The sequence below is a fragment of the Rhizobium sp. UFLA01-1127 genome (genome assembly GCF_059803845.1).
In genome coordinates this window covers 39236-60406 of record NZ_JAUQTZ010000021.1, presented here as the reverse complement: position 1 = coordinate 60406, position 21171 = coordinate 39236, and the positions used below count along the sequence as shown (strand labels likewise).

22 protein-coding genes are annotated in these 21171 nt (G+C 59.5%); 8 read left to right on the top strand and 14 right to left on the bottom strand.

The window, feature by feature from the left end:
- The 3 genes from secG to Q4Q11_RS07775 form a co-directional block, all read right to left on the bottom strand.
- On the bottom strand, window positions 1-433 hold a 433-nt coding region (gene secG / locus Q4Q11_RS07785; protein ID WP_498569135.1), incomplete at its 3' end, for a preprotein translocase subunit SecG.
- A 113-nt stretch (window positions 434-546) separates the two neighbouring features.
- A complete protein-coding gene (gene tpiA, locus Q4Q11_RS07780) occupies window positions 547-1317 on the bottom strand; it encodes a triose-phosphate isomerase (RefSeq protein WP_112512414.1) in 771 nt (256 codons plus the stop codon).
- A gap of 135 nt (window positions 1318-1452) precedes the next feature.
- Window positions 1453-2349: an alpha/beta hydrolase family protein gene (locus tag Q4Q11_RS07775; RefSeq protein ID WP_113214029.1), complete on the bottom strand. Its 897-nt coding sequence runs from the start codon at window positions 2347-2349 to the stop codon at window positions 1453-1455.
- 206 nt (window positions 2350-2555) lie between these two features.
- Here Q4Q11_RS07775 and parE point away from each other — a divergent pair, with 206 nt between their 5' ends.
- Together parE and Q4Q11_RS07765 are read left to right on the top strand one after the other, a co-directional pair.
- Window positions 2556-4619 (top strand): DNA topoisomerase IV subunit B, encoded by a 2064-nt coding sequence (parE, locus tag Q4Q11_RS07770; RefSeq protein ID WP_112512416.1) that lies wholly within the window; start codon window positions 2556-2558, stop codon window positions 4617-4619.
- A gap of 399 nt (window positions 4620-5018) precedes the next feature.
- The gene (locus Q4Q11_RS07765; protein ID WP_112512417.1) at window positions 5019-6200 is read left to right on the top strand and encodes an AI-2E family transporter; all 1182 of its coding nucleotides are present in this window, start codon (window positions 5019-5021) and stop codon (window positions 6198-6200) included.
- A gap of 8 nt (window positions 6201-6208) precedes the next feature.
- Here Q4Q11_RS07765 and Q4Q11_RS07760 read toward each other — a convergent pair whose 3' ends face one another.
- From Q4Q11_RS07760 to Q4Q11_RS07745, 4 genes are all read right to left on the bottom strand, one after another.
- Window positions 6209-6613: a GNAT family N-acetyltransferase gene (locus Q4Q11_RS07760; protein WP_498569138.1), complete on the bottom strand. Its 405-nt coding sequence runs from the start codon at window positions 6611-6613 to the stop codon at window positions 6209-6211.
- A 96-nt stretch (window positions 6614-6709) separates the two neighbouring features.
- The gene (locus tag Q4Q11_RS07755) at window positions 6710-7864 is read right to left on the bottom strand and encodes a DUF2336 domain-containing protein (RefSeq protein WP_498569137.1); all 1155 of its coding nucleotides are present in this window, start codon (window positions 7862-7864) and stop codon (window positions 6710-6712) included.
- A gap of 183 nt (window positions 7865-8047) precedes the next feature.
- Window positions 8048-8653: a flavin reductase family protein gene (locus Q4Q11_RS07750; protein ID WP_112512419.1), complete on the bottom strand. Its 606-nt coding sequence runs from the start codon at window positions 8651-8653 to the stop codon at window positions 8048-8050.
- Entirely contained in the window at window positions 8653-9240 is a 588-nt protein-coding gene (locus Q4Q11_RS07745; RefSeq protein WP_112512420.1) for a nitroreductase family protein, read from the bottom strand. The genes Q4Q11_RS07750 and Q4Q11_RS07745 overlap by 1 nt, the downstream gene beginning before the upstream one ends.
- A 110-nt stretch (window positions 9241-9350) precedes the next feature.
- Between Q4Q11_RS07745 and Q4Q11_RS07740 the strand changes: the two genes are divergently transcribed.
- A complete protein-coding gene (locus tag Q4Q11_RS07740) occupies window positions 9351-10466 on the top strand; it encodes an RgsD C-terminal domain-containing protein (protein WP_498569134.1) in 1116 nt (371 codons plus the stop codon).
- 83 nt (window positions 10467-10549) lie between these two features.
- Here Q4Q11_RS07740 and Q4Q11_RS07735 read toward each other — a convergent pair whose 3' ends face one another.
- The 5 genes from Q4Q11_RS07735 to Q4Q11_RS07715 all read right to left on the bottom strand — a co-directional run bounded on the left by Q4Q11_RS07735 (window position 10550) and on the right by Q4Q11_RS07715 (window position 15207).
- Complete coding sequence (locus tag Q4Q11_RS07735; RefSeq protein WP_498569136.1) at window positions 10550-11389, bottom strand: lysophospholipid acyltransferase family protein; 840 nt, start codon at window positions 11387-11389, stop codon at window positions 10550-10552.
- 143 nt (window positions 11390-11532) lie between these two features.
- Window positions 11533-13521 carry a threonine--tRNA ligase gene (thrS, locus tag Q4Q11_RS07730; protein WP_498569133.1) on the bottom strand — a complete coding sequence of 663 codons (1989 nt, stop codon included), beginning with the start codon at window positions 13519-13521 and terminating at the stop codon, window positions 11533-11535.
- A 128-nt stretch (window positions 13522-13649) separates the two neighbouring features.
- Entirely contained in the window at window positions 13650-14177 is a 528-nt protein-coding gene (locus tag Q4Q11_RS07725; protein WP_112512424.1) for a DUF1697 domain-containing protein, read from the bottom strand.
- 5 nt (window positions 14178-14182) lie between these two features.
- Window positions 14183-14623: a membrane protein insertion efficiency factor YidD gene (yidD, locus tag Q4Q11_RS07720; RefSeq protein WP_498569132.1), complete on the bottom strand. Its 441-nt coding sequence runs from the start codon at window positions 14621-14623 to the stop codon at window positions 14183-14185.
- 128 nt (window positions 14624-14751) lie between these two features.
- Window positions 14752-15207 carry an iron-sulfur cluster assembly scaffold protein gene (locus tag Q4Q11_RS07715; RefSeq protein WP_498569131.1) on the bottom strand — a complete coding sequence of 152 codons (456 nt, stop codon included), beginning with the start codon at window positions 15205-15207 and terminating at the stop codon, window positions 14752-14754.
- A 404-nt stretch (window positions 15208-15611) separates the two neighbouring features.
- Between Q4Q11_RS07715 and folE the strand changes: the two genes are divergently transcribed.
- The 3 genes from folE to Q4Q11_RS07700 all read left to right on the top strand — a co-directional run bounded on the left by folE (window position 15612) and on the right by Q4Q11_RS07700 (window position 17980).
- Complete coding sequence (gene folE, locus Q4Q11_RS07710; protein WP_498569130.1) at window positions 15612-16223, top strand: GTP cyclohydrolase I FolE; 612 nt, start codon at window positions 15612-15614, stop codon at window positions 16221-16223.
- Window positions 16224-16463: 240 nt separating this feature from the next.
- A complete protein-coding gene (gene hisI / locus Q4Q11_RS07705) occupies window positions 16464-16913 on the top strand; it encodes a phosphoribosyl-AMP cyclohydrolase (RefSeq protein ID WP_112512428.1) in 450 nt (149 codons plus the stop codon).
- Window positions 16914-17020: 107 nt separating this feature from the next.
- On the top strand, window positions 17021-17980 hold the full coding sequence (locus Q4Q11_RS07700; RefSeq protein WP_112512429.1) for a patatin-like phospholipase family protein: 960 nt from the start codon (window positions 17021-17023) through the stop codon (window positions 17978-17980).
- A 111-nt stretch (window positions 17981-18091) separates the two neighbouring features.
- Here the strand turns inward: Q4Q11_RS07700 and Q4Q11_RS07695 are convergent, their stop codons facing one another.
- Together Q4Q11_RS07695 and Q4Q11_RS07690 are read right to left on the bottom strand one after the other, a co-directional pair.
- On the bottom strand, window positions 18092-18526 hold the full coding sequence (locus Q4Q11_RS07695) for a CBS domain-containing protein (RefSeq protein ID WP_112512430.1): 435 nt from the start codon (window positions 18524-18526) through the stop codon (window positions 18092-18094).
- 167 nt (window positions 18527-18693) lie between these two features.
- Window positions 18694-19464: a rhomboid family intramembrane serine protease gene (locus Q4Q11_RS07690; protein WP_498569129.1), complete on the bottom strand. Its 771-nt coding sequence runs from the start codon at window positions 19462-19464 to the stop codon at window positions 18694-18696.
- A 315-nt stretch (window positions 19465-19779) separates the two neighbouring features.
- Between Q4Q11_RS07690 and Q4Q11_RS07685 the strand changes: the two genes are divergently transcribed.
- Both Q4Q11_RS07685 and Q4Q11_RS07680 read left to right on the top strand, forming a co-directional pair.
- Window positions 19780-20442 carry a PAS domain-containing protein gene (locus Q4Q11_RS07685; protein ID WP_498569128.1) on the top strand — a complete coding sequence of 221 codons (663 nt, stop codon included), beginning with the start codon at window positions 19780-19782 and terminating at the stop codon, window positions 20440-20442.
- An 84-nt stretch (window positions 20443-20526) separates the two neighbouring features.
- Window positions 20527-21156 carry a PilZ domain-containing protein gene (locus tag Q4Q11_RS07680; protein ID WP_112512433.1) on the top strand — a complete coding sequence of 210 codons (630 nt, stop codon included), beginning with the start codon at window positions 20527-20529 and terminating at the stop codon, window positions 21154-21156.
- The last annotated feature ends 15 nt before the right edge of the window (window positions 21157-21171 follow it).

Genomic DNA, 21171 nt, shown 5'->3' with positions numbered 1-21171 from the left:
CAGGTGCCGTCGCGGCGGGCTGGTTCGTCGAGGCAGGCGGTGTCGCCTGCGACTGCGGCGCGACGGCGCCGCTGTTCGGAACGCCGCTATTGTCGGCCGGCTTGGCCGGCGTCGTCGCCGGAGCGGAACCCTTCTGGCCGCCGAGCGAATCAAGGATGCCGTTGCCCTGGCCGGCCGTGCTCGGGATACGGTTGAGAATGTCGGTCGGGCGAGCTTCGAAGCGCGACAGCACGTTCATGCCGAGCGCGAGCGCGAAGAAGAGCGCCGCGAGAATGGCCGTGGTGCGCGTCAGCGCATTGGCCGTACCGCGCGCGGACATGAAGCCCGATCCGCCGCCGATGCCGAGGCCGCCACCTTCCGAGCGCTGAATCAGCACAACGCCGATGAGGGCGATGACAACCATGAGATAGATGACAAGCAGTACGGTTTGCATAGATCCAGTCCTGCCCGGTGCGGGCATCAAAAATAAAAGCTCGCGGCTCTTTACATGAGGCTCTCGCCTATTCCAAGTCCTTTTAGGGCCGGAATTTCGGGCAAGTCGTTGCTTCAGGCGAACTGCCGTTCGAATGCCGCATAAATGGCGAGGAAGTCGGCGGCTTTCAAGCTCTGCCCTCCGACAAGCACGCCGTTGACGTGTGGAACATCGAGAAGATCGCGCGCGTTGGCGCCGCTGACCGATCCGCCGTAAAGGATTCGCATATTCGCGCCGTCCTTGCCGAAGCGCTGGATCAGCTCGGCGCGGATGAAGGCGTGTGCCTCCTCGACATTTTCCTGAGTGGGGACGACGCCGGTGCCGATTGCCCAGACGGGCTCGTAAGCAATTACGGTCGTTGCCGCCGTCGAGCCATCCGGAATCGACCCCAGCAGCTCCCGCTTCAGAACCTCCAAAGTCTGGCCGCTGTTGCGCTCATAGGCAGTCTCGCCGATGCAGATGATGGCAATCAACCCTGCATCATGCGCTGCCTGCGCCTTTGCGCGTACCAGCATATCGCTTTCAGCGTGATTCCTGCGGCGCTCGGAATGGCCGACGATGACATGAGTGCCGAAGCAGTCGGCAATCATCTCGGCCGAGATATCGCCGGTGTGGGCGCCGCTCACCTGCTGATGGCAGTCCTGGGCGCCGATGGCGAGCGGGCTGTCGTCGCAAAGCGCTGTCGCGACATAGAGCAATGTGGCCGGGGGGCACAGCAGCGTATCGATCTTTTCCGACAGCGGCGCCTTGACGCCATCCGCGATCGCCTTGATCTGATCCAGGCTCGCGCGCGTGCCGTTCATCTTCCAATTTCCGGCCAGGAGCGGCCGTACGGTCTTCGTCATTCCGAATGTCTCCCCCTATTTCAACAGTCGGACTAACAAAAAGGGGGAGGAAAGGAAAGTTATCGAACGGGACCGGAACCAGTTAAAATCGTTTGAAAAATGCTTATCCGGAAAATAATCCGGCGTCTGAGCGTTTTAAGATGCCTGTGGATCGACGATCCAGTTCAGCACCTTGCGCCAATCGGTCATGCGTACCGGCGTTCCGTGATTTCCGGTCTCGAAAAGCGTGAAGCGTGTCGGATAATGCGCCTTATAGAGTTTTTCGAACAGCGCCTGCTGGTCGGCCGCAGCATAGACCGGATCCTTGCTGCCATGTGTGAACCAGAGCGGCAGCTTGGCCTTGTAGAAGGCGCTCTTCGTGAAATCCGGATCGGTGACGCCGCTCAGGATCGCCATGCCCTTCAGGCGCTTGACGCTTTCGCCATCGCGGGTGATGCCCCAGCAGATGAAGCTGCCCATGGAGGCGCAGGTGAGGATGACGGGCTTGCCGCCAGACTGCTCGTAGGAATAACGGATCAGCGCGGCGATATCGGCGACGCCGTTGCTGTCGAACCCTTTGACGCTCGGCGCATAATAGGTGCCGCCATTGCGGTAGGCCAGATTCTTCAGCCGGTTGAAATTGCCGCCGAATGTATAATCGTTGGAACCGAGCCTGCGGTCGCCGCCGCGGCCGTGGATGAAGATGACGGTAAAGGCCTGCTTCGACGCTTGGCCTATGCGGGTGACATCCACTTTACGGTCGCCAAGCTGCAGGGTTTCGTCTTCCTGCGCCTTCCAGCGCACGCCGGTATCGACATAGGCCGGCTTCACACGCTTTTCCGGAATCTGGTCGCGGCCGTTAATGTCACGCATTTCCTGGTAATCGATCGTCTGGAACGCGCCGTTGTCGTGAGTTTCGATGACTGTCTGATTGGCAAACAGCTCGTCCTTGAAAGGCTTCAGCATGTCTGCCGAAGCCGCTTGGGTGGACGCCAGAAGCAAAATGCCGGAGATTGCGGACAGGATGGGCAAATGAGCTGTGGACATTGGCATGCGGACACTTCCTCCGATCGGCCATCGGGCTTGCCATTCTTCACCCGGCAACGCAAATCTCTTTCATGAATCTGCCCTGTCGTGGGGCACCATCGCTCTTGTGTGCCGTTTCTGGCAGAATCACGGTGATTCGCGAATACCGGCGACAAATGCGATAATAAAGGGGTCTGGCCCCACCAGAACAAATCTGAGCAGCTTGAAATTCTATGGATAACAGCAACGATCTCTTCTCCGGCCTCCCCCGCCCGCCGAAACCGGAAGCGGCGGAAAAGCCGGCCGCAAAGACAGAAAAGCCGGCTCCTGCGCCCGCACAGCGCGCGGCTCCGACGACCCAATCGTCGGAGGAATATGGCGCGAGCTCCATCCGTGTTCTCGAAGGGCTCGAGCCCGTCCGCATGCGTCCCGGCATGTATATCGGCGGCACGGACGAGAAGGCGCTGCACCACCTTTTTGCCGAAGTCATCGACAACTCCATGGACGAGGCCGTGGCCGGCCACGCCAATTTCATCGAAGTCTATCTTGATCGGGAAGGCTATCTGACGGTCACCGACAACGGCCGCGGCATTCCCGTGGAAAACCATCCGCAGGTGCCCGGCAAGTCGACGCTCGAAGTCATCATGACCAAGCTGCATGCCGGCGGCAAGTTCGACGGCAAGGCCTATGAAACGTCAGGCGGTCTGCATGGCGTCGGCGTGTCCGTCGTCAACGCGCTGTCGGACGATCTGGAAGTCGAAGTCGCCCGCAACCGCAAGCTCTATCGCCAGCGCTTCTCGCGCGGCTTGCCGGTCGGCGGCCTGGAAGAGCTGGGCGATGTGCACAACCGGCGCGGCACGCGCGTCCGCTTCCATCCCGACCCGCAGATCTTCGGCGATCACGCCCGCTTCGAACCGGCCCGCGTTTTCCGCATGGCCCGCTCAAAGGCCTATCTGTTCGGCGGCGTCGAAATCCGCTGGAGCTGCGATCCGGAACTGGCGCCGGAAGGTGCCGATGTTCCCGAAAAGGCGGTGTTCCACTTCCCCGGCGGCTTGAAGGATTACCTCAAGGCGACGATGGGCAACGAGTTCACCGTCACGCGCGAGATCTTTGCCGGCAAGTCGGAGAAGGAGAGCGGCCACGGTTCGCTCGAATGGGCGATCACCTGGTATGGCGGCGACCCGCAGATCCATTCCTACTGCAACACGATCCCGACGCCCGAGGGCGGTACGCACGAGGCCGGCTTCCGCATCGCGCTCACCAAGGGCCTGAAAAACTACGCCGACCTCACCCAGAACAAGCGTGCCGCCAATATTACCACGGACGACGTGATGATTTCGGGCGTCGGCATGCTGTCGATCTTCATCCGGGAACCGGAATTCGTCGGCCAGACGAAGGACAAGCTTGCGACGGTCGAAGCCCAGCGCATCGTCGAAAACGCCCTGCGCGATCCCTTCGACCATTATCTTGCCGACAATCCGGCCGAAGCCGAAAAGCTGCTGGAATGGGTGATCGAGCGCTCGGAAGAGCGCATGCGCCGCCGCAAGGAAAAGGAAGTCAACCGCAAGACCGCCGTGCGTAAGCTCCGCCTGCCCGGCAAGCTGGCGGATTGCTCGCAGAGTGCTGCCGAAGGTGCCGAACTCTTCCTCGTCGAGGGCGATTCGGCAGGTGGCTCAGCCAAGCAGGCGCGAAACCGCACCAACCAGGCGATCCTGCCGCTGCGCGGCAAGATCCTCAACGTCGCCAGCGCCGGCCGCGAGAAGCTTTCTGCCAACCAGCAGATTGCCGACCTCGTCCAGGCGCTTGGCTGCGGCACCCGCACGAAATATCGCGAGGAAGATCTTCGCTATCAGCGCATCGTCGTCATGACCGATGCCGACGTCGATGGCGCGCACATCGCTTCGCTGCTAATCACCTTCTTCTATCAGGAGATGCCCGAGCTGATCCGCCAGGGTCATCTCTTTTTGGCCGTACCGCCGCTCTACAAGATCACGCAGGGTTCGAAATCCATCTATGCCCGCGACGATGCTCATCGACAGGAACTGATGGCAACGGAATTCAAGGGCAAAGGCAAGGTCGAGATCAGCCGCTTCAAAGGTCTGGGCGAAATGCTGCCGGCTCAGCTCAAGGAAACGACGATGGATCCTTCGAAGCGCACCCTGCTGCGCATCGAGATCGACGAGGTCGATTTCGAGGGAACCCGCGATGCCGTCGACAATCTGATGGGTACCAAGGCCGAAGCTCGCTTCCGCTTCATTCAGGAACGGGCTGCTTTCGCCGAGGATCTGGATATCTGACGGCAGACCAGCCGCCGATTGGCACAGCCGACTTTCGGACAATTGTCGATCGAGTGCTACTCAGGGCATCCTGCCGGTACGCAAGACACGGATCATGGATTTGTGTGCGTTCGGCGGTTTTCCCGGAAATATCGAAGGTATTGTCTGCGGCAAGGCAAAGGGTGGCGCCGACCTGCTGATGCTTGTCGCTGACAATAGTTTCGATCCGACGCGGAAAACACAGTTTTCGCCTTCAAGATAATCCGGCATTCCTTCCGGCAACGTTGCTCTGGTTTACGCTTCAGTCGTGCTATTGTCACGGCAGCGGAATAAAGAGGCTTTCAGGCCGTCGCTCTTGAAACGGCCAAGATCATACCCCATAACCGGTTGATCTTACGAAAAAGGGGCAAAGTAAGTCCGGTGGGTGTATTTGAACGTCAAAAGCCGAGAGAACATCGGTGGCTGGGGCCGAGCGCGCATGCGCGCATGCCGCTGATACCTTCTATCTCCGCTGCGCGTTGGCTGCTGATCCTGATTGCCGTTGCAGGCATCTATTTCTTCTATGGCTTTCTCGTTCCGGTTCTGGCCGCAGCAGTTATCGGCTTTGCCACTTGGCCGCTCTATAGCGACATCGTGCGCCGAACCGGCGGAAATACGACAGTTGCCGCCAGCATCGCCATTGCGTTCATCGTGACCTTTCTCGTCCTGCCGATCGTCCTCTCCGCCCTCTACATGGCCGGAGAGGTGCGTGACTGGTTCGGCTGGGCCATCCATGTGAACCGAGACGGCGCACCGCCGCCGCAATGGATTCTGGCTTTGCCCGTCATCGGCTCGTGGCTCGGCGATCAATGGACGCAATATGTCGGCAGCCCGGGCTCGCTCGGCGAGCTGGCGCAGCTCGTGAGCGGCGCGCATATCGGCAATATCTACAGGGCGGTGCTTGCGGCCGGCGGCGGCGCGTTCCACGTCGTTCTGACCTTGCTCTTCATGCTGATCGCCCTCTTCTTCATCTATCGCGACGGCTCGACATTCGTTCGGCAGGTCGATCTGCTCGGCGAGCGCATCCTGCCCAATCGCTGGGAGCGCATTTCCCGCGTCGTGCCGGCGACGATCAGCTCGACCGTCATGGGCATGACGCTGATCGCTATCGGTGAAGGCATCGTTCTTGGCGTGGCCTATTGGCTCGCCGGTGCGCCTTCTGCCATTACGCTCGGCGTACTCACCGGCGTTATGGCGCTCGTGCCGGGCGGTGCGCCGCTTTCGATGTCGCTCGTCTCGATCTATCTCGTCGCCAGTGGTGCGCTCTGGGCCGGTATCGCGCTCTTCCTCTGGGGCACGATCGAGCTTTTCATCGTCGATAAGACGCTTCGCCCCAAGCTCGTCGGCGGCCCGATCAAACTGCCCTTCCTGCCGACCTTCTTCGGCCTGGTCGGCGGCGTGAAGACCATGGGCTTTCTCGGCCTTTTCATCGGCCCGGTCTTGATGGCGATCATGGTGGCAATCTGGCGGGAATGGATTCGTGAAGCCGAATTGACAGAAGAGCAGCATCAAACTCAGGAACCGGAGCTGCAGCTGCATGTCCGGGACGCTAACGAGCGCTGATCACCGGGTTACTCCCGCGTCAACCGCTTTTCCATGAACAGGCTGAGCGGGTCCGGCTGGTAGTCGCCGAAAGCCGCAATCTCGATGTATCCGAACTTCCGGTAGAGGCTTATCGCCTCCGGTTGGTATATGCCGGTTTCCAGCCGGATTACGGAAAGATTTCTTTCGAGCGCCGCCGCCTCGAGCGTCTCCATCAGCCTGCGTGCAACGCTGCGGCCCCTGGCGGCCTGATCGACGAACATGCGCTTGATCTCGGCAGTGCCGTCGTCCGATTCCACAAGGGCGCAACATCCGACAATGTCCCCTTCGATCCTGGCGACCCAGAAGGTCACTTCAGGCTTCTCCAGTGCGGCAAGGTCGAGGATATGGTTGCTTTCAGGCGGATAAAGCGCTTCCACATAAGCGCTCGACATGTCCAGAAGACGAATGACGCCTTCCTGACGCGGGGATTCGGCAGAGATCGTCAGCAGCAAGATGAACCTCGAAAAGATAAGATCGGCCGCTGGATATCACGCAGCAGCGAGCGTCGCCAGTGCAGCAAAGCTGCGCGCCGCCTGTCGGCGTTCGGCATTCGCAAGCTTCTCCACCATGTCGAGGAGCTGTGTCGCGGCGGCGGGAGGTTGCTCCGTGAGGCGGAATTTGCGCATCAGGCGCGAAGAAACGTCTTCCAGCAGCGCGGCACCGTTCCTGCGCGAGGATTCGCGCCATATCATTGTCGCCTCGACAAAGATCGTGCTGATGTCCCTGCTCAGTCCGGCGCTCTCGTAAAGTGCCCGGATGGCATAGACGCGGCCCCTTGAAATGATCGAGCGCACGCGCCGTTCATCGCAGCCTGAGAGATTGGTGATCGCACAGGCGAAGAAATCCACCTTGCCGGAGCAAAGCGCATGCATGAGGAAGGCAGGCGTCAGCCATCCGCTTTGCCTCAGATGCTCGACCAGGTCGGGCAGTTGCTCATGCTGCGCCGCTCCCGCGATCGCGACGGTTGCGGACTCGCTCGCCTCACGCGTCACCTGCTGAAGCCTGGAACTGCCGATAACAGCCTGAACGAGCATCGATTCCGATAGCGCTTCAGTGACCTGACGCATCAGCAGGTGCCTGATTTCGGAAGACAACGTATCGCGGGAAAGAAGCAGTCCGCGTATGTCGGAGCAACTGCCCAGCCGCTCCGCGATACGTTTCAGAGATGCCCGCGAAAGCAACGCACCGTCGTTCTCAAGCAGACACAGGATCTCGGCCTCTCCGCCGATCTCGGCAAGCGCTGCACAAACTGCGCGCGGCACCTGTCCGCGGGAGGCGATCAGAACCCGCGCCACGTCGCTGCCACGCAATGCAAGATCGACAAGATCGGCGTCGGTGAAGACGGGCGAAAACAGGATGATCTGCCCGGCAATCTCGGGCTGATCCTCGGCAAGGGACAGAATGACGTTTCGCGGCGCGCCGGCCGAGCGGGCGACGGCTTCTGCGAGCGCCAACCGCACACGTGGAGACGGATCGTCGAGCAGATAGGTCATCGCCATTTCCGCGGCGTCACGCTCTTCCTTCGGCATATTCGACTGCAAATAGGCTCTGCCGAGTGCGTTGGCCGCCCGGGCTCTGCTTTCTGCCTTGGCGGTTTCAGCCCAGCGAAGGAATGCTTCTATGATCACGTAACGCCCCGGTATCGACGAGGCGATTCCTGCCCCGCAAATTCATATCCTCTACGCTATCGAGGAAAGGTTTACGGGACGTTTACCTTGCTTGTTAACTTTTCGCATATCGGCGCAACTGGAGCCGGATGATTTTAGGTCTGTTCGGCCTAAAATCCGAATTCGCTTGCGCTTTTCGACATCACGCTCCGGCGCTCGTCACGGAGTCTTCGGACGCATCATTTCGAAAACGTCGCTGCCTTCGCTATAGTCCATGTAGCCCATGCGCGCGACGGGGCGCGCAAGTGCCATGTCCAGCCTGCCGTTGCGAATGACCGCCTCGTCGATATGGATGCCGACGACCTGCCCGATGACCATGATGTTTTCCGACGCCTCGCCATCGAGCCCTTTGGGTTGCAGCATCTCGGTCACGCGGCATTCCAGCACAGCGAAAGCTTCGCCCACATAAGGCGCATCGACCAGCTTGCCGGGCTTTGCCGTCAGTCCGGCGAGCTCGAATTCGTTGACGCCGTATGGCACGGCAATCGAGGAATGATTCATTTTCTCCACGAGATTGCGGCTGACGAGGTTCGCGGTGAATACACCCGTTTCCTCGATATTGCGCACGCTGTCCTTTCGGCCGGACGATGAGAACATCACCAGCTTGGGCCGGTCGCTGACCGCATTGAAGAAGGAATAAGGGGACAGGTTCAGCGAACCATCCCTGCCCTTGCTGCCGATCCAGCCGATCGGCCTCGGAGCAACGATCGCCTTGAAAGGATCGTGCGCGAGACCGTGGCGATTGGTATCCGTCGTATAGAACATCACGCGTCCTCGCCGCCGACCCAGGTCACGGTTTCGGATAGCTCCGGACGCGGACGTTCCACCGGCGGGAAGGTCGTGGAGCCGATATGGATGAAGCCGGCCACCTTCTCGCCCTGTGCGACGCCAAGCAGCGGATAGGCGCGCTCGTCGAATGCAAACCATTCGGTCAGCCAGTTGGAGACCCAGCCATGCGCGTTGGCCGCAATCAGCAGGTTCATGCAAAGCGCACCGGCCGACATCAGCTGCTCCCATTCCGGAATCTTGAAATGCGGCGCCGCCTTGCTGACGACGGCAATGACGACCGGGGCGCGGGTGAAGCGGGTCCGTTCGACCTGGATCATCTCCTCGGAAAGATCCGGCTTGGTTTCCAGTGCGAGTTTGAGCAGTTCTTCGCCGATGCGTGCGCGTTCCTTGCCGCGGTAGACGATGAAGCGCCAGGGTGCGAGCTTGCCGTGATCAGGCACTCGCGAGGCCAGCCGGATGATCTCCTCGATCTCTGCCTTTTCCGGCCCCGGCTCCGACATTTGAAATGCAGGAATCGATCGGCGCACGGCGAGATAATCGACCAGCTTGATATCGGTTTTCATTGAGAGACTGCTTTCATTTTGGCTTACGGGAGGATGTAGGTCTTGAATTTGCCACTGCATTGGTTTTGAAGTGGCGTGTGTTTTATCGGAAGTCAATCGGTTGGGTATCCATGTCAGGCATTTCATCCGCTCGCCGATTGAGCGCGGCTTTCGCGATGCTTGCCGGTTTGAGCGGGGCCGCCTCGGCGCAGGATGCCTTCAAGGAATTCAAGCAGCTCGACGGCAGCGTGAAGATGCCGAAGCTCAACGCCTTCGTGGCGCCGAATGGTGAAAACTCGGCTGCCCGGACGCTGCGCGATGTTTTCCTCGAAGCCAAGATGACGCCTCAGAGCGGTGCGCAGCAGCAGGGTCTATCGTGGTATGTCTTCAGCCCGATAGCCGGTGCCGATGGCAAGCTGCCCTTGGTTGCCAGTTCGCGCGGCGGCTCTGCCTCCTTTCACCTTCCGCCCGGCGACTACTTCGTCAACGTCTCCTTCGGCCGCGCCGGCGTCACCAAGAGGCTGAGCGTGCCGGAAACGGGCGATACGCAGAAGCAGACGATGGTTCTCGATGCCGGCGGCATGGTTTTGAATGCCGTATCCGGATCTGATGTCCGAATTCCACCAAATGAACTCAGTTTCTCGATCTATTCGAGCGAAGCCAAGGAAGACGGCGAACGCGGTCTTGTCATGGACGACGTCAAGCCGAATACGCTGGTCGGCCTCAGCGCCGGCACCTACCACATCGTTTCCGAATATGGCGACGTCAACGCCGTCATCCGCGCCGATATCCAGGTGGAAGCAGGCAAGGTGACGCAGGCGACCATCCAGCACAGGGCGGCAAAGATCACACTCAAGCTGGTGTCGGACGCCGGCGGCGAAGCGATCGCCGACACGGCTTGGTCGGTCCTGACATCCGCAGGCGATATCGTCGGCGAAAGCGTCAGTGCCTTTCCGACCATGGTGCTTGCCGAGGGCCGCTATACCGCCGTTGCCCGCAACAAGGACAAGATCTATCAGCGCGACTTCGCTGTCGCCGCCGGCATGAATACCGATGTGGAGGTGCTGATGAAGCAGCAGCAGCCGCAGGATGCCAACGACGAACAGCCTGCCCGCCAGCTTCCGATCCAGATGCCGCCGATGCGCCAGAGCCAGACGCCGCCGGCGACCACCAATCAGCAGCCTTTGCCGACCTACGAGCAATTGACGCCGGCCGGTGGCGGCGATGACGGAGATAGCATGGATTGACGCCGGCGTTCCCCATTTGGCCGCCGGCTGAAGCTATGACAATAGTCGCCCAGCGCAGATGGGGATTGCAGCGCCCACTCCGTTCACCCAGCCTTGCGCCGCAGCACTTTTCTCGGTGGTGCCATGGAAAAAACCGCCCCGTAAAGCTTTGAGAGCAGATCCTTGCGGTCGCTGCCCTCGCTGAGCGTCTCCCAGTTTCTAAGCGCGCCGATATGGGCGGTAATGGTGCTGCCGGAAAGACGCCGGAACTCGCGGATCAGTAGCGAGATGCGCAAGGTCATCGAGATGCGGCTCGCCAGATGGAACAGCCGCCCGTTCTGCCCCTCGAAATAGATGGGAATGACGCTCGCGCGCGCTGTCTGGATGAGCTTGGCGGGGAATATTTTCCAGGGCAGATCCTCTGCCCGCCCGAAACCTTTCTTCGCCGTCGCGACGCCGCCCGCCGGGAAGACGATGATGGTGGTGCCTTCCTTGAGCAGGCGAACGGCCTCGTGCCGGGTCTTCATGTTGACCGCCATCGCCTCCTTGGTTTCCTCGAAGGAAACCGGAAGCGAATAATCGAGCAATTCCGGCACCTTCAACAGTTCATTGTTGATCAGGACCTTGAAGGGGCGACCCAATTGCTCGGCCAGTGCCAGCACGGCGATGCCGTCGCCGATGCCATAGGGATGATTGGCGACGATGACGATCGGCGCCTCGGGAATCTGATTTGGCGGCCATTCACCCTTGATGAGCAGACGCACATCGATGAGATCGAGCATCTTGCCAAAGACCCGCTCGCTCTTGCCGACGATATCGGTGCGCCAGATGTCGTAGAGCCGGGCGTAACGGTCACGGCCGGAAAGACCTTCGATCGAGCGGATGAACCAACGCTTGATGCGCGGATCCCGTTCATTGGCGTAGGATAATTCTTTGAATTCCAAGTGCGCCACGGGGCTGCCCCGCTCCTATGGTTCAGTCGCGCCCCATGTTGCAGCCACAGCAACGCGTTGATTCATCAAATATATGAAAGCTGTATGTCAGTTCTCTGACGGCACCCCGAGGGTGCCGTCAGATATCAGGGCCGTTAAGCGACTTTGGACCGACGCGCTGCGCGCTTGCGCAGGACATCCGGCGGAGTGGCTTCGAGGGCGAGTGATGCGATCGCCTCGTCGAGCGACATGGATGTCTGCGATTGACTGCCGAGGCGGCGGATATTGACCGAGCGCTCCTCGGCTTCCTTCTTGCCGCAGACGATGATCACCGGAACCTTGGTAACGGAATGCTCGCGGATCTTGTAGTTGATCTTCTCATTGCGGAAATCGGTCTCCACTGTGAGACCGGCATCGCGCAGCGCTTCCGCAACCTCTTCGCCATAGGCGTCGGCTTCGGAGGTGATGGTGGCGACGACGACCTGCAACGGCGAAACCCACAGCGGCATATGGCCGGCAAAGTTCTCGATCAGGATGCCGAGGAAGCGCTCCATCGAGCCGCAGATGGCGCGATGGATCATGACAGGCTGTGTCTTTTCCGAGTGCTGATCGATGTAGAACGCACCGAAGCGCTCCGGCAGGTTGAAATCGACCTGCGTCGTGCCGCACTGCCATTCACGGCCGATGGCGTCCTTCAGCGTATATTCGAACTTCGGACCGTAGAAAGCGCCCTCGCCCGGCAGAATGCCGGTCTTGATGCGTCCTTCGGACTGCGCCTCTATCATCTTCAGCACGTCCATCATCACGCTTTCGGCGCGATCCCACAGCTCATCCGACCCGACACGCTTTTCCGGACGGGTCGAGAGCTTGACGACGATCTCCTTGAAGCCGAAGTCCTCATAGACCGAGAGAATGAGATCGTTGATCTTCAGGCACTCCGCCGCCATCTGCTCGTCGGTGCAGAAGATGTGCGCGTCGTCCTGCGTGAAGCCGCGCACGCGCATCAGGCCATGCAGCGCGCCCGAAGGCTCATAGCGATGGACTGCGCCGAATTCCGCAAGGCGGATCGGCAGTTCGCGGTAAGACTTCAAGCCATGCTTGAAGATCTGGATATGACCGGGGCAGTTCATCGGCTTCAGCGCAAAGACGCGATCATCGTCGGTATCTTCGCCGGCGACGGTCACCTTGAACATGTTGTCACGGTACCAGCCCCAGTGACCGGAAGTCTCCCAAAGCGACTTGTCGAGCACCTGCGGCGCGTTGACTTCCTGGTAATCGCCCTGCAGCCGCCGGCGCATATAGGACACCAGCGTCTGGAACATGCGCCAGCCCTTGCCGTGCCAGAAGACGACGCCGGGCCCTTCTTCCTGGAAATGGAACAGGTCCATTTCGCGGCCGAGACGGCGATGATCGCGCTTTTCGGCTTCGGCGAGAATGTGCAGGTAGTTATCGAGATCCGCCTGCTCGGCGAATGCCGTGCCGTAGATGCGGGTCAGCATCGGATTATTGCTGTCGCCGCGCCAATAGGCGCCGGCAACCTTCATCAGCTTGAAGGCGCTGCCGATCTGGCCCGTCGAGGCCATATGCGGGCCGCGGCAGAGATCGAACCAGTCGCCCTGAAAGTAGATCTTCAGATCCTGGCCTTCAGGGATCGCATCGACCAGTTCCACCTTGTAGCGCTCGCCCTTGGCGGCAAAGACTTCCTTCGCCTTTTCGCGCGACCAGATTTCCTTGGTAAACGGCTTGTTGCGCTGAATGATCTCGCGCATCCGCTTCTCGATGACAGGCAGGTCGTCGGGCGTAAAGGGCTCGTTCTTGGCGAAGTCGTAATAGAAGCCGTTTTCGATGACCGGACCGATCGTCACCTGCGTTCCCGGCCAAAGTTCCTGTACGGCTTCGGCGAGAACGTGCGCGGTGTCGTGGCGGATGAGCTCCAGTGCGCGGTCGTCCGAGCGGGTAATGATCTCGATCCTGCCGTCGGTCACCGGGTCGGAAAGGTCGCGCACGGTGCCGTCGATGGCAATGGCGACAGCCTTCTTGGCGAGCGACTTGGAAATGGATTCGGCGACATCGCGACCGGTCGTGCCGACAGCGAAGCTGCGCACGGAATCGTCGGGAAATGTCAGGGAAACGGATTGGGACATCGATATTCTCCTTGTCCAGTCCCGCCAACGAATGCGGGTGGTTTCGAAAGATAAGGACTAAGTAAATGCGTACTTATGTCCGCGCGCCTGATAACGGTATTTCGCATTCTAGTAAAGGAAAAGCGGCGCTAGGACCGGATCATCTCGGCCAAACCACGCACGGTGTTCCAATTCCGCATCGTTCCGACGCCGAGGCGTTTCGTCGTCAAGACCGGCAGCAGTTTCGTCTCGCTGGCCTTGAGACCGAAATCGATCCAGAGGTCGCCATCGACGACGGCCATGCGCTCGCCTTGACGGTATTTCGCAAGCCTATCGAGAGCATCTGGTTCAAGCGGCTGCCTCATCACCCGAACGATGACTTCGCTGCCGATCCCTTCGGGAAAGGGATTGCCCTCGGCAAGCCTCAACCATGCATCGGCATCGCGGGCGATGATATCGACATGCTTGCCGAAAGCGGCAGCAAAACCGGCTTCAAACTGTGCCTCGACCGATGCGATCAGCTGTGGCTCGGCTTCGAAAACGAGATTGCCGGTCGCCACCAGAGTGCGGACATTGCGAAAGCCCAAACTCTCCGCCATGGCCTTGAGATCGCTCATGACAACCCTGCGCCCGGCGCCGAGCACGATGCTGTGGAGCAACGCCACGTAGCGAGCCATGCGGATCAGGCGACCTTCTGTCCGTGGCGGAAATAGCGCCAGGGCGTCCACCAATGATAGCGCTTCTCCAGCTCGCCGGGGACCGGATCGAGCCCGCTTGTACCTCCCGGTCCGCAGCGGGCCACGCGAAACAGCGTCATCCAGCCACCGGCCCAAAGCCCGTGGCGAGCGACGGCTTCATAGCCATATTCCGAGCAGGTCGGGATATGGCGGCAGGCATTGCCGACAAAACCGGAAAGCGTGAGCTGATACAAGCGAATGAGACCCATGCCCAAAAGCCGGTCCGGCGTCTTGCGGAAAGGGCCGGAGTAATTTCGGCCGACTTGCCGTGCGGCATACCTGTCACTTCGTGACATCTCCCCCACATGGGGGGAGATCGGTTTGGAGCTTGCCGCAGCTCCACCCTCTTCTTCATCATCATCTTGTATTGAGCAGAGATAGCACATAACTCACTATCCCTTGGTAATTGGTGGGGCTAAGCGGAGATCGCGGCAAACTCCCAACGATCTCCCCCCATGTGGGGGAGATGTCACGAAGTGACAGAGGGGGATATGCGCGCTCCACATAAAAGGACTCACGATAAGGCCTCGACAACCTCACTCTCGCGCGCGGCTTCGATCTGCCCGATCGCATCCACAACGGCATCGAAGGTCAGCATGGTGGAGGCGTGGCGCGCCTTGTAATCCCTGACCGGTTTCAGATAGCGCATATCCTCGAAGCGGCCGTCCGGCCCTTCGCCATCGGCCTTGAGCATGGCGAGCATATCCTCGCGAGCCTTGCGCACCTCATCCGCCGAAGCACCCACGACATGAAGGGCCATGATCGACGACGATGCCTGGCCGAGCGCACAGGCCTTGACGTCATGCGCAAAATCGGTCACGACATCGCCGTCCATTTTCAGCCAGATTTTTACGCGGGAACCGCATAGTCTGGAATGGGCCTGGGCACTGGCATCGGCGTCAGGAAGACTGCCTATACGGCCGATGTTACCGGCAAACTCCAGGATTTTGCTGTTATAGATGTCGTCCATCACAGATTTGCTCCGATGCACTTGTTAGAGCATAATGCCGAAAAGTGTGGGCAGTTTTCGGATGACATCATGCTCTACTTATTTAATCTAGAGCGGATCCGGATTTTAGGTCGAGCAGACCTAAAAATCATCCGGCTCTAGTGTTTCGTAACAAAAAACACAGCGTGTCCATTCAGGACACTTCCACAGGGACGATGCCATACTATATGTATGTCGTTCGAAGGCCATCGAAATGCAATGGTCTTATGTAAGTTTGATGGGAAACCGTGCAGGACGGCAGGCTTGTCCGCCAGCCAGAACGCCCCGGAGCCCGCCAAAGGTACAAAACTCCGTACCCTCGGGGAATGCCAGTGGCGAGTCCGACAAAATGATATCCGCAGAGCGGGTCAGGAGAACCACAGGTAATGGACGCCATTGTAAAGAACTTTCCGCAAACCGTTGTTTCTGAACGCCCAACCCAGAAGGAAGCCGAAGATGCGATCCGCGTCCTGCTGCGCTGGGCCGGCGACGATCCGCAGCGCGAGGGCCTGCTGGATACGCCCGCGCGCGTCGCGAAGGCCTATCGTGAGCTTTTTTCCGGCTATGACTTGAATCCAGAGGACGTGCTCGGCCGCACCTTCGAAGAGGTCTCCGGCTATGATGACATGGTCCTCGTGCGCGACATTCCGTTTTTCTCTCATTGCGAACACCACATGGTGCCGATCATCGGCAAGGCTCACGTCGCCTATCTGCCGAAGGGCCGTGTCCTCGGGCTCTCCAAGATCGCCCGCGTCGTCGAGATCTTCGGCCGTCGCCTGCAGACGCAGGAGGCCATGACGGCGCAGATCGCCAATTCGATCGACGAGACACTGCGCCCGCGCGGCGTTGCCGTCATGCTCGACGCCGAGCATATGTGCATGGCGATGCGCGGCGTGCAGAAACAGGGCTCCTCGACGCTGACCACCACCTTCACGGGCGCCTTCAAGGCCGATCCCGCCGAGCAGGTACGCTTCATGTCGATGGTCCGGGGTCGCTAGAGCCGGATGATTTCACGTCTGTTCGACCAGAAATCTGAATCCGTTGTGGAACAAAGGAAGTGGAGCATGATGTCGTCCGAAAACCGATCACACTTTTCGGCATCATGCTCCAAAGCAATTCCAGGAAAAGTGCGCAGCGGCTTTCCGTTCGGAATTGGGTAAAAGCAGAGGGATGGAGCGTGTTCGCGATCCGAGGAAAAGCGAAAAGGCTCTAGCCAGGCTTCAACGAAAGAGCTGGGGATGAATCTGATTTTCAATGCTCCTTCAGAAGACAAGTCCGAGCTGGAGGATGCGGGCGATTTCACGCCCCGTTTCGACGATCGCGGCCTGATCACTGCGATCGTGACGGATGCTCATGACAGCGAACTGCTGATGGTCGCGCATATGAATGCCGAGGCGCTCGCATTGACGATCAAGACCGGCATAGCGCATTATTTCAGCCGTTCCCGCGGAAAGATCTGGAAGAAGGGTGAGACCTCCGGAAACCTGCAGTCGGTGAAGGAAATTCGCACGGACTGCGACCAGGATGCGATCTGGCTGAAGGTGGAAGTCGCCGGACATGACGCAACATGTCATACTGGGCGCCGTTCCTGCTTTTATCGCACTGTTGCGCTGGAAGACGGCAAGCCGGTGCTGAGCGTGGTCGACGATCATCTGCATTTCAACCCGGAAGAAGTCTACAAACAGTAGATCCATCGGTGCTGGTGTTTCAGCAGGCCACAACCAGTATACGATTTGGAAACGAAAAAGGGACAGTATTTTAGCCGAGGCATACGGAGCCTCGCAGGAGGCGTCAGATGCTGAATTGGGGGTTGAATCGTCACATCGGCGGACAGAACTCGACCGGTTCAGGCCTCTCTCAGGATACGTCAACTCCGCTTCTCCCTCCCGCTCCCCCGAAAAAAGTCAAGATCGCTTTGGCGCTCGGCGGCGGTGCCGCGCGTGGCTGGGCGCATATCGGCGTTCTGCGTGCCCTCGATGAGGCAGATATCGCGGTCGGCATGATCGCCGGTACTTCGATCGGCGCTCTGGTCGGCGGCTGCTATCTTGCCGGCAAGCTGGATGAGCTCGAGGCCTTTGCCCGTTCGCTGACGATGCGCCGCATCGCGAGCCTCCTTGACCTGACGATCGGCGGCAGCGGCCTGTTCGGCGGCATGCGGCTGACCAAGCGCATGCAGGAGCACCTTGAGGGGCTGTCCATCGAAGATCTCGGGCATCCTTTTGTTGCCGTCGCTTCAGAGCTGAACACCGGCCACGAGGTTTGGATTGCCAACGGCTCCCTCATCACGGCACTGCGTGCGTCCTATGCCCTGCCCGGCATTTTCGAGCCGGTCCGCTCCAACGGCCGCACCCTGGTCGACGGCGCGCTGGTCAATCCCGTGCCGGTTTCCGTATGCCGCACGTATGAGCAGCCGCTGGTGGTCGCGGTCAATCTGAATTACGATCTCTTCGGCCGTTCGGCCGTCGTCAAACACAATGTCGCTTCGCCAAACGGCGATCTGTTGCGCCGGGAGGATCCGCCTTCCATGAAACTCGGCATGACCGGCGTCATGGTGCAGGCTTTCAATATCATACAGGATAGGATCGCCCGCGCGCGCCTTGCCGGAGATCCGCCGGATCTCGCATTGCATCCCCGGCTCAGCGATATCGGCCTTTCGGAATTCCATCGCGCCGGCGAGGCCATAGAGCGTGGCTACGAAGAAACATTGGCGAGATTGACTGAAATCCGCCGCATGCAGGAAGCCTACGCGCGTTAGGACGCAAATCAATATCGGCATGTCGGTTTGGACCTCTTCGCCGAGAAGGAGAGAGGTCCTGCCCATGTCTTGCAATCCGGCCGTTCGCATTGAGTCGCCGTGTTCGTCGCCTCACCCGGCAATATAGGCCTTGATCTGCTCCGCCTCGAGTTCGATCTCGCGGATGCGCCATTTGACGACGTCGCCGATCGAGATGATGCCGGAAAGCTTGCCCTTATCTTCGACAGGAACGTGACGGAAGCGGCGCATGGTCATCAGCTCCATCAGTTCGTCGGTGGTGGTATCTTCCTTGCAGCGGTGGACTTTCGCGGTCATCAACGATGCGATCGGCTTGTCGAGACATTCCGAACCATGCTTGGCGACGGCATTGACGACATCGCGTTCGGTGAAGATTCCGGCAATCTTGGCGCCCGGTCCGACGACGACAACGGCGCCGATGCGTTTCTCATTGAGAATTTTCGCGGCCTCGGCAAGCGTCGTATTCCCCCCAGTGGTGACGACATCGCGGCCTTTGGCTTCAAGTATTGCCTTTACGGAAACTGACATTCGATCCTCCGATCTCGAAAGCATGGTGAACACCTGAAGCGTCCGATATGTTCCGAAATTACCCCCGGAGCTCAAACCGGCGCCTTGCCCGTCGGTCGTGTCGGTCTCCTCGATCCGGCGACCCACGGACGGCAATGGTGCGCTTGTGTCAGCGAGAAAGCAACAGCTCATTCATCGAGCGGCAAAGCTTCCTGAGCCTCTGCACGCGGCTGCCGATCAAATAATCCGAAAAGCAGAAATCCGAAGAGAAAGCCACCGATATGGGCATCCCAGGCCACCGGTTGCGAACTGTCGCCGGCAAGCGTGATGCCGAAAGCAACGAGCGCATTGCCGGCAATCCACATGACGATATAGGCGACGACGGTGCGGCTTCGAAGCGAACCGAGAATGGTCTGGCGCGGATTGAGATGCGCTTGCCGTATCGACGCCCGGCGGCCGTCCATTGCCGGGAAGGCAAAGCGGCAAGCCGCCCCCATCAGCGCCGAAACAACGCCTGATGCGCCGATCAGCAGCGTTTGGTCACCCCAATAGAGCGCAGCATGCATGAAGGCGGAAGCGGCAGACGAGAAAACCCAGAAAATGACATAGCGAAGCGCGCCGATGCGCCTCGCTATGGGCGCGGCGAAAACCATCAGCCAGAGGCTGTTGAAGACGATATGCTCGATCCCGCCATGCAGCAGCGAATAGGTGAGCGGCGTCCAAAGCCATTCCAGCCCCTGCTGCGACAGAGGAAAGGCATAGCGCGCCGGGATGAAGCTGAAGGAGAAATAGAACCAGTTCAGCGTATCGTCCGACCACCACGGCAGGTTCATGACCGCGAAAATGACGATCAGAACCGCGAGGCTGGCCAGAATGACAGGAGGCAGATTGAATGCCGTTGCACCCTGCTGCGGCCGCGGATATTCCGGCTCTTGGCGCGGCGGCTGTTCATCATCCATGTCTTGCTCGGCTTTCGATAGAAGTTAGCGACACATAGCGCAGCGAAAATCAAAAAAAAAGCCGCCCGGCAAAGACGGGCGGCGTATCGGGTGTTCTTCTCCGGATTTGGCCTCAAAGGCCTGTCCGGCACCCGGAAATTCGTGCTGCAGGTCACTTCGTGAAGTGATGTACGATTTCTTTCATCCGCTGCCGCCAAAGGCAACGACAACCCTTTATTAACCCTAACGAACCGGTTCTGGCATGGATTTCGCAACGTCCAAAGTGGAGGCAATGAATGCCTTTGCAATTGAACTGAAATGGGACACGGACGCATCATGCGCCAGAAGACGAGCACAGAGATATTTACCTATTGGGAGCATATACGCGGCAACGCGGACGCCCCCTTGCGCAATTTGATACAGCCATCCGCGGTGAGCCATATCCTTCCGGAGCTGTTCATCCTGGAAAACACCGCGGACAACAATCCGCGATTCCGGCTGGCCGGCACCGCGATCTGCAATCTCATGGGACGTGAAATCCGCGGCGAGAATTTCGCAGCGCTCTGGGCCGGCAGCCAGCAGGACGATCCGGTGCATATTGCCGCCGGCGTGATGAAGCATGTCGTTCCGGCTTCGATCAATGCCACTGGCTATTGCATCAGCGGACGCAGCATGGCTTTTGAGCTGATGTTGCTGCCGGTTCGCACATCCAGCGATACTTGCGATAGATTGCTTGGCTGTCTGACTCCCTCCGCGCATCCGTCGTCGCTGGGCAACGAGCGTCTGGAATTCTTGGCGCTCGACCGCAGCCGCCTGCTCTACGAACGCCCTGCCCGGCTTGTCGATGTGCCGCCGCACCCCGATCCGATCGATCTTCTGCCGCTTCGCGCAGGCTCCAACCTGGGTGAATGGATACGTCACAAGTTGATTCAGGCCAAGAATGGGCGCGATCGTGCCGGGATTGATCCAGCACGGGACAGAATCGGCGACCATTCCTGAATTATGCTTCCGGAAAGACAACCTTACCTTAAGGAGTTGTGGCTAATAGTTGGAAGAGACTGCAATAGGGTTCAAGACGGTTCCATGCACTCATTCCAGCCGGCCCATGCGACGCGGCCCAATCAGATGGCAAGCAATGCGATCCGCAATGATCAACGGACCTTCCAGCGGGTCCCGATCAACATGCAGGGCCGCCTGATGCTGGCCAGTTATGAGGAATTCGAGTGTCTGGTGACAGAAATGTCGCCGGGTGATCTTTATGTTACCTGTGCGGGACGTCCGCGCGCCGACGAGCGCGTTATCGCCTATATCGATCATCTCGGCCGTGTCGAAGGCAACGTCGTTGCAGTCGATGGCCGCGGCTTCAGCATGTCAATCAACGCGACCGAACGAAAGCGCGAAAAGCTCGCGGCGCAATTGACATGGCTCGCCAACAAGCATGAGCTTGGCCTGCCGGAGGATCGTCGCCACGACCGTCTGACGCCGCGCAGCATCCGCAGCGAGCTTACGCTTGAGGACGGCTCGCAATATGTCTGCCGCATCATGGATCTTTCGCTTTCGGGTGCTGCGGTCGATGTCGAAGTGCGCCCCGCGATCGGAACGCCGGTGCGCCTCGGCAACATGCGCGGCCGCATCGTGCGCCATTTCATGGAAGGCGTGGCGATCGAATTCCTTTCCTTGCAGTCGCGCGAAACCTTGCGCGAATTTCTCTGATATCGTCATCTTCCT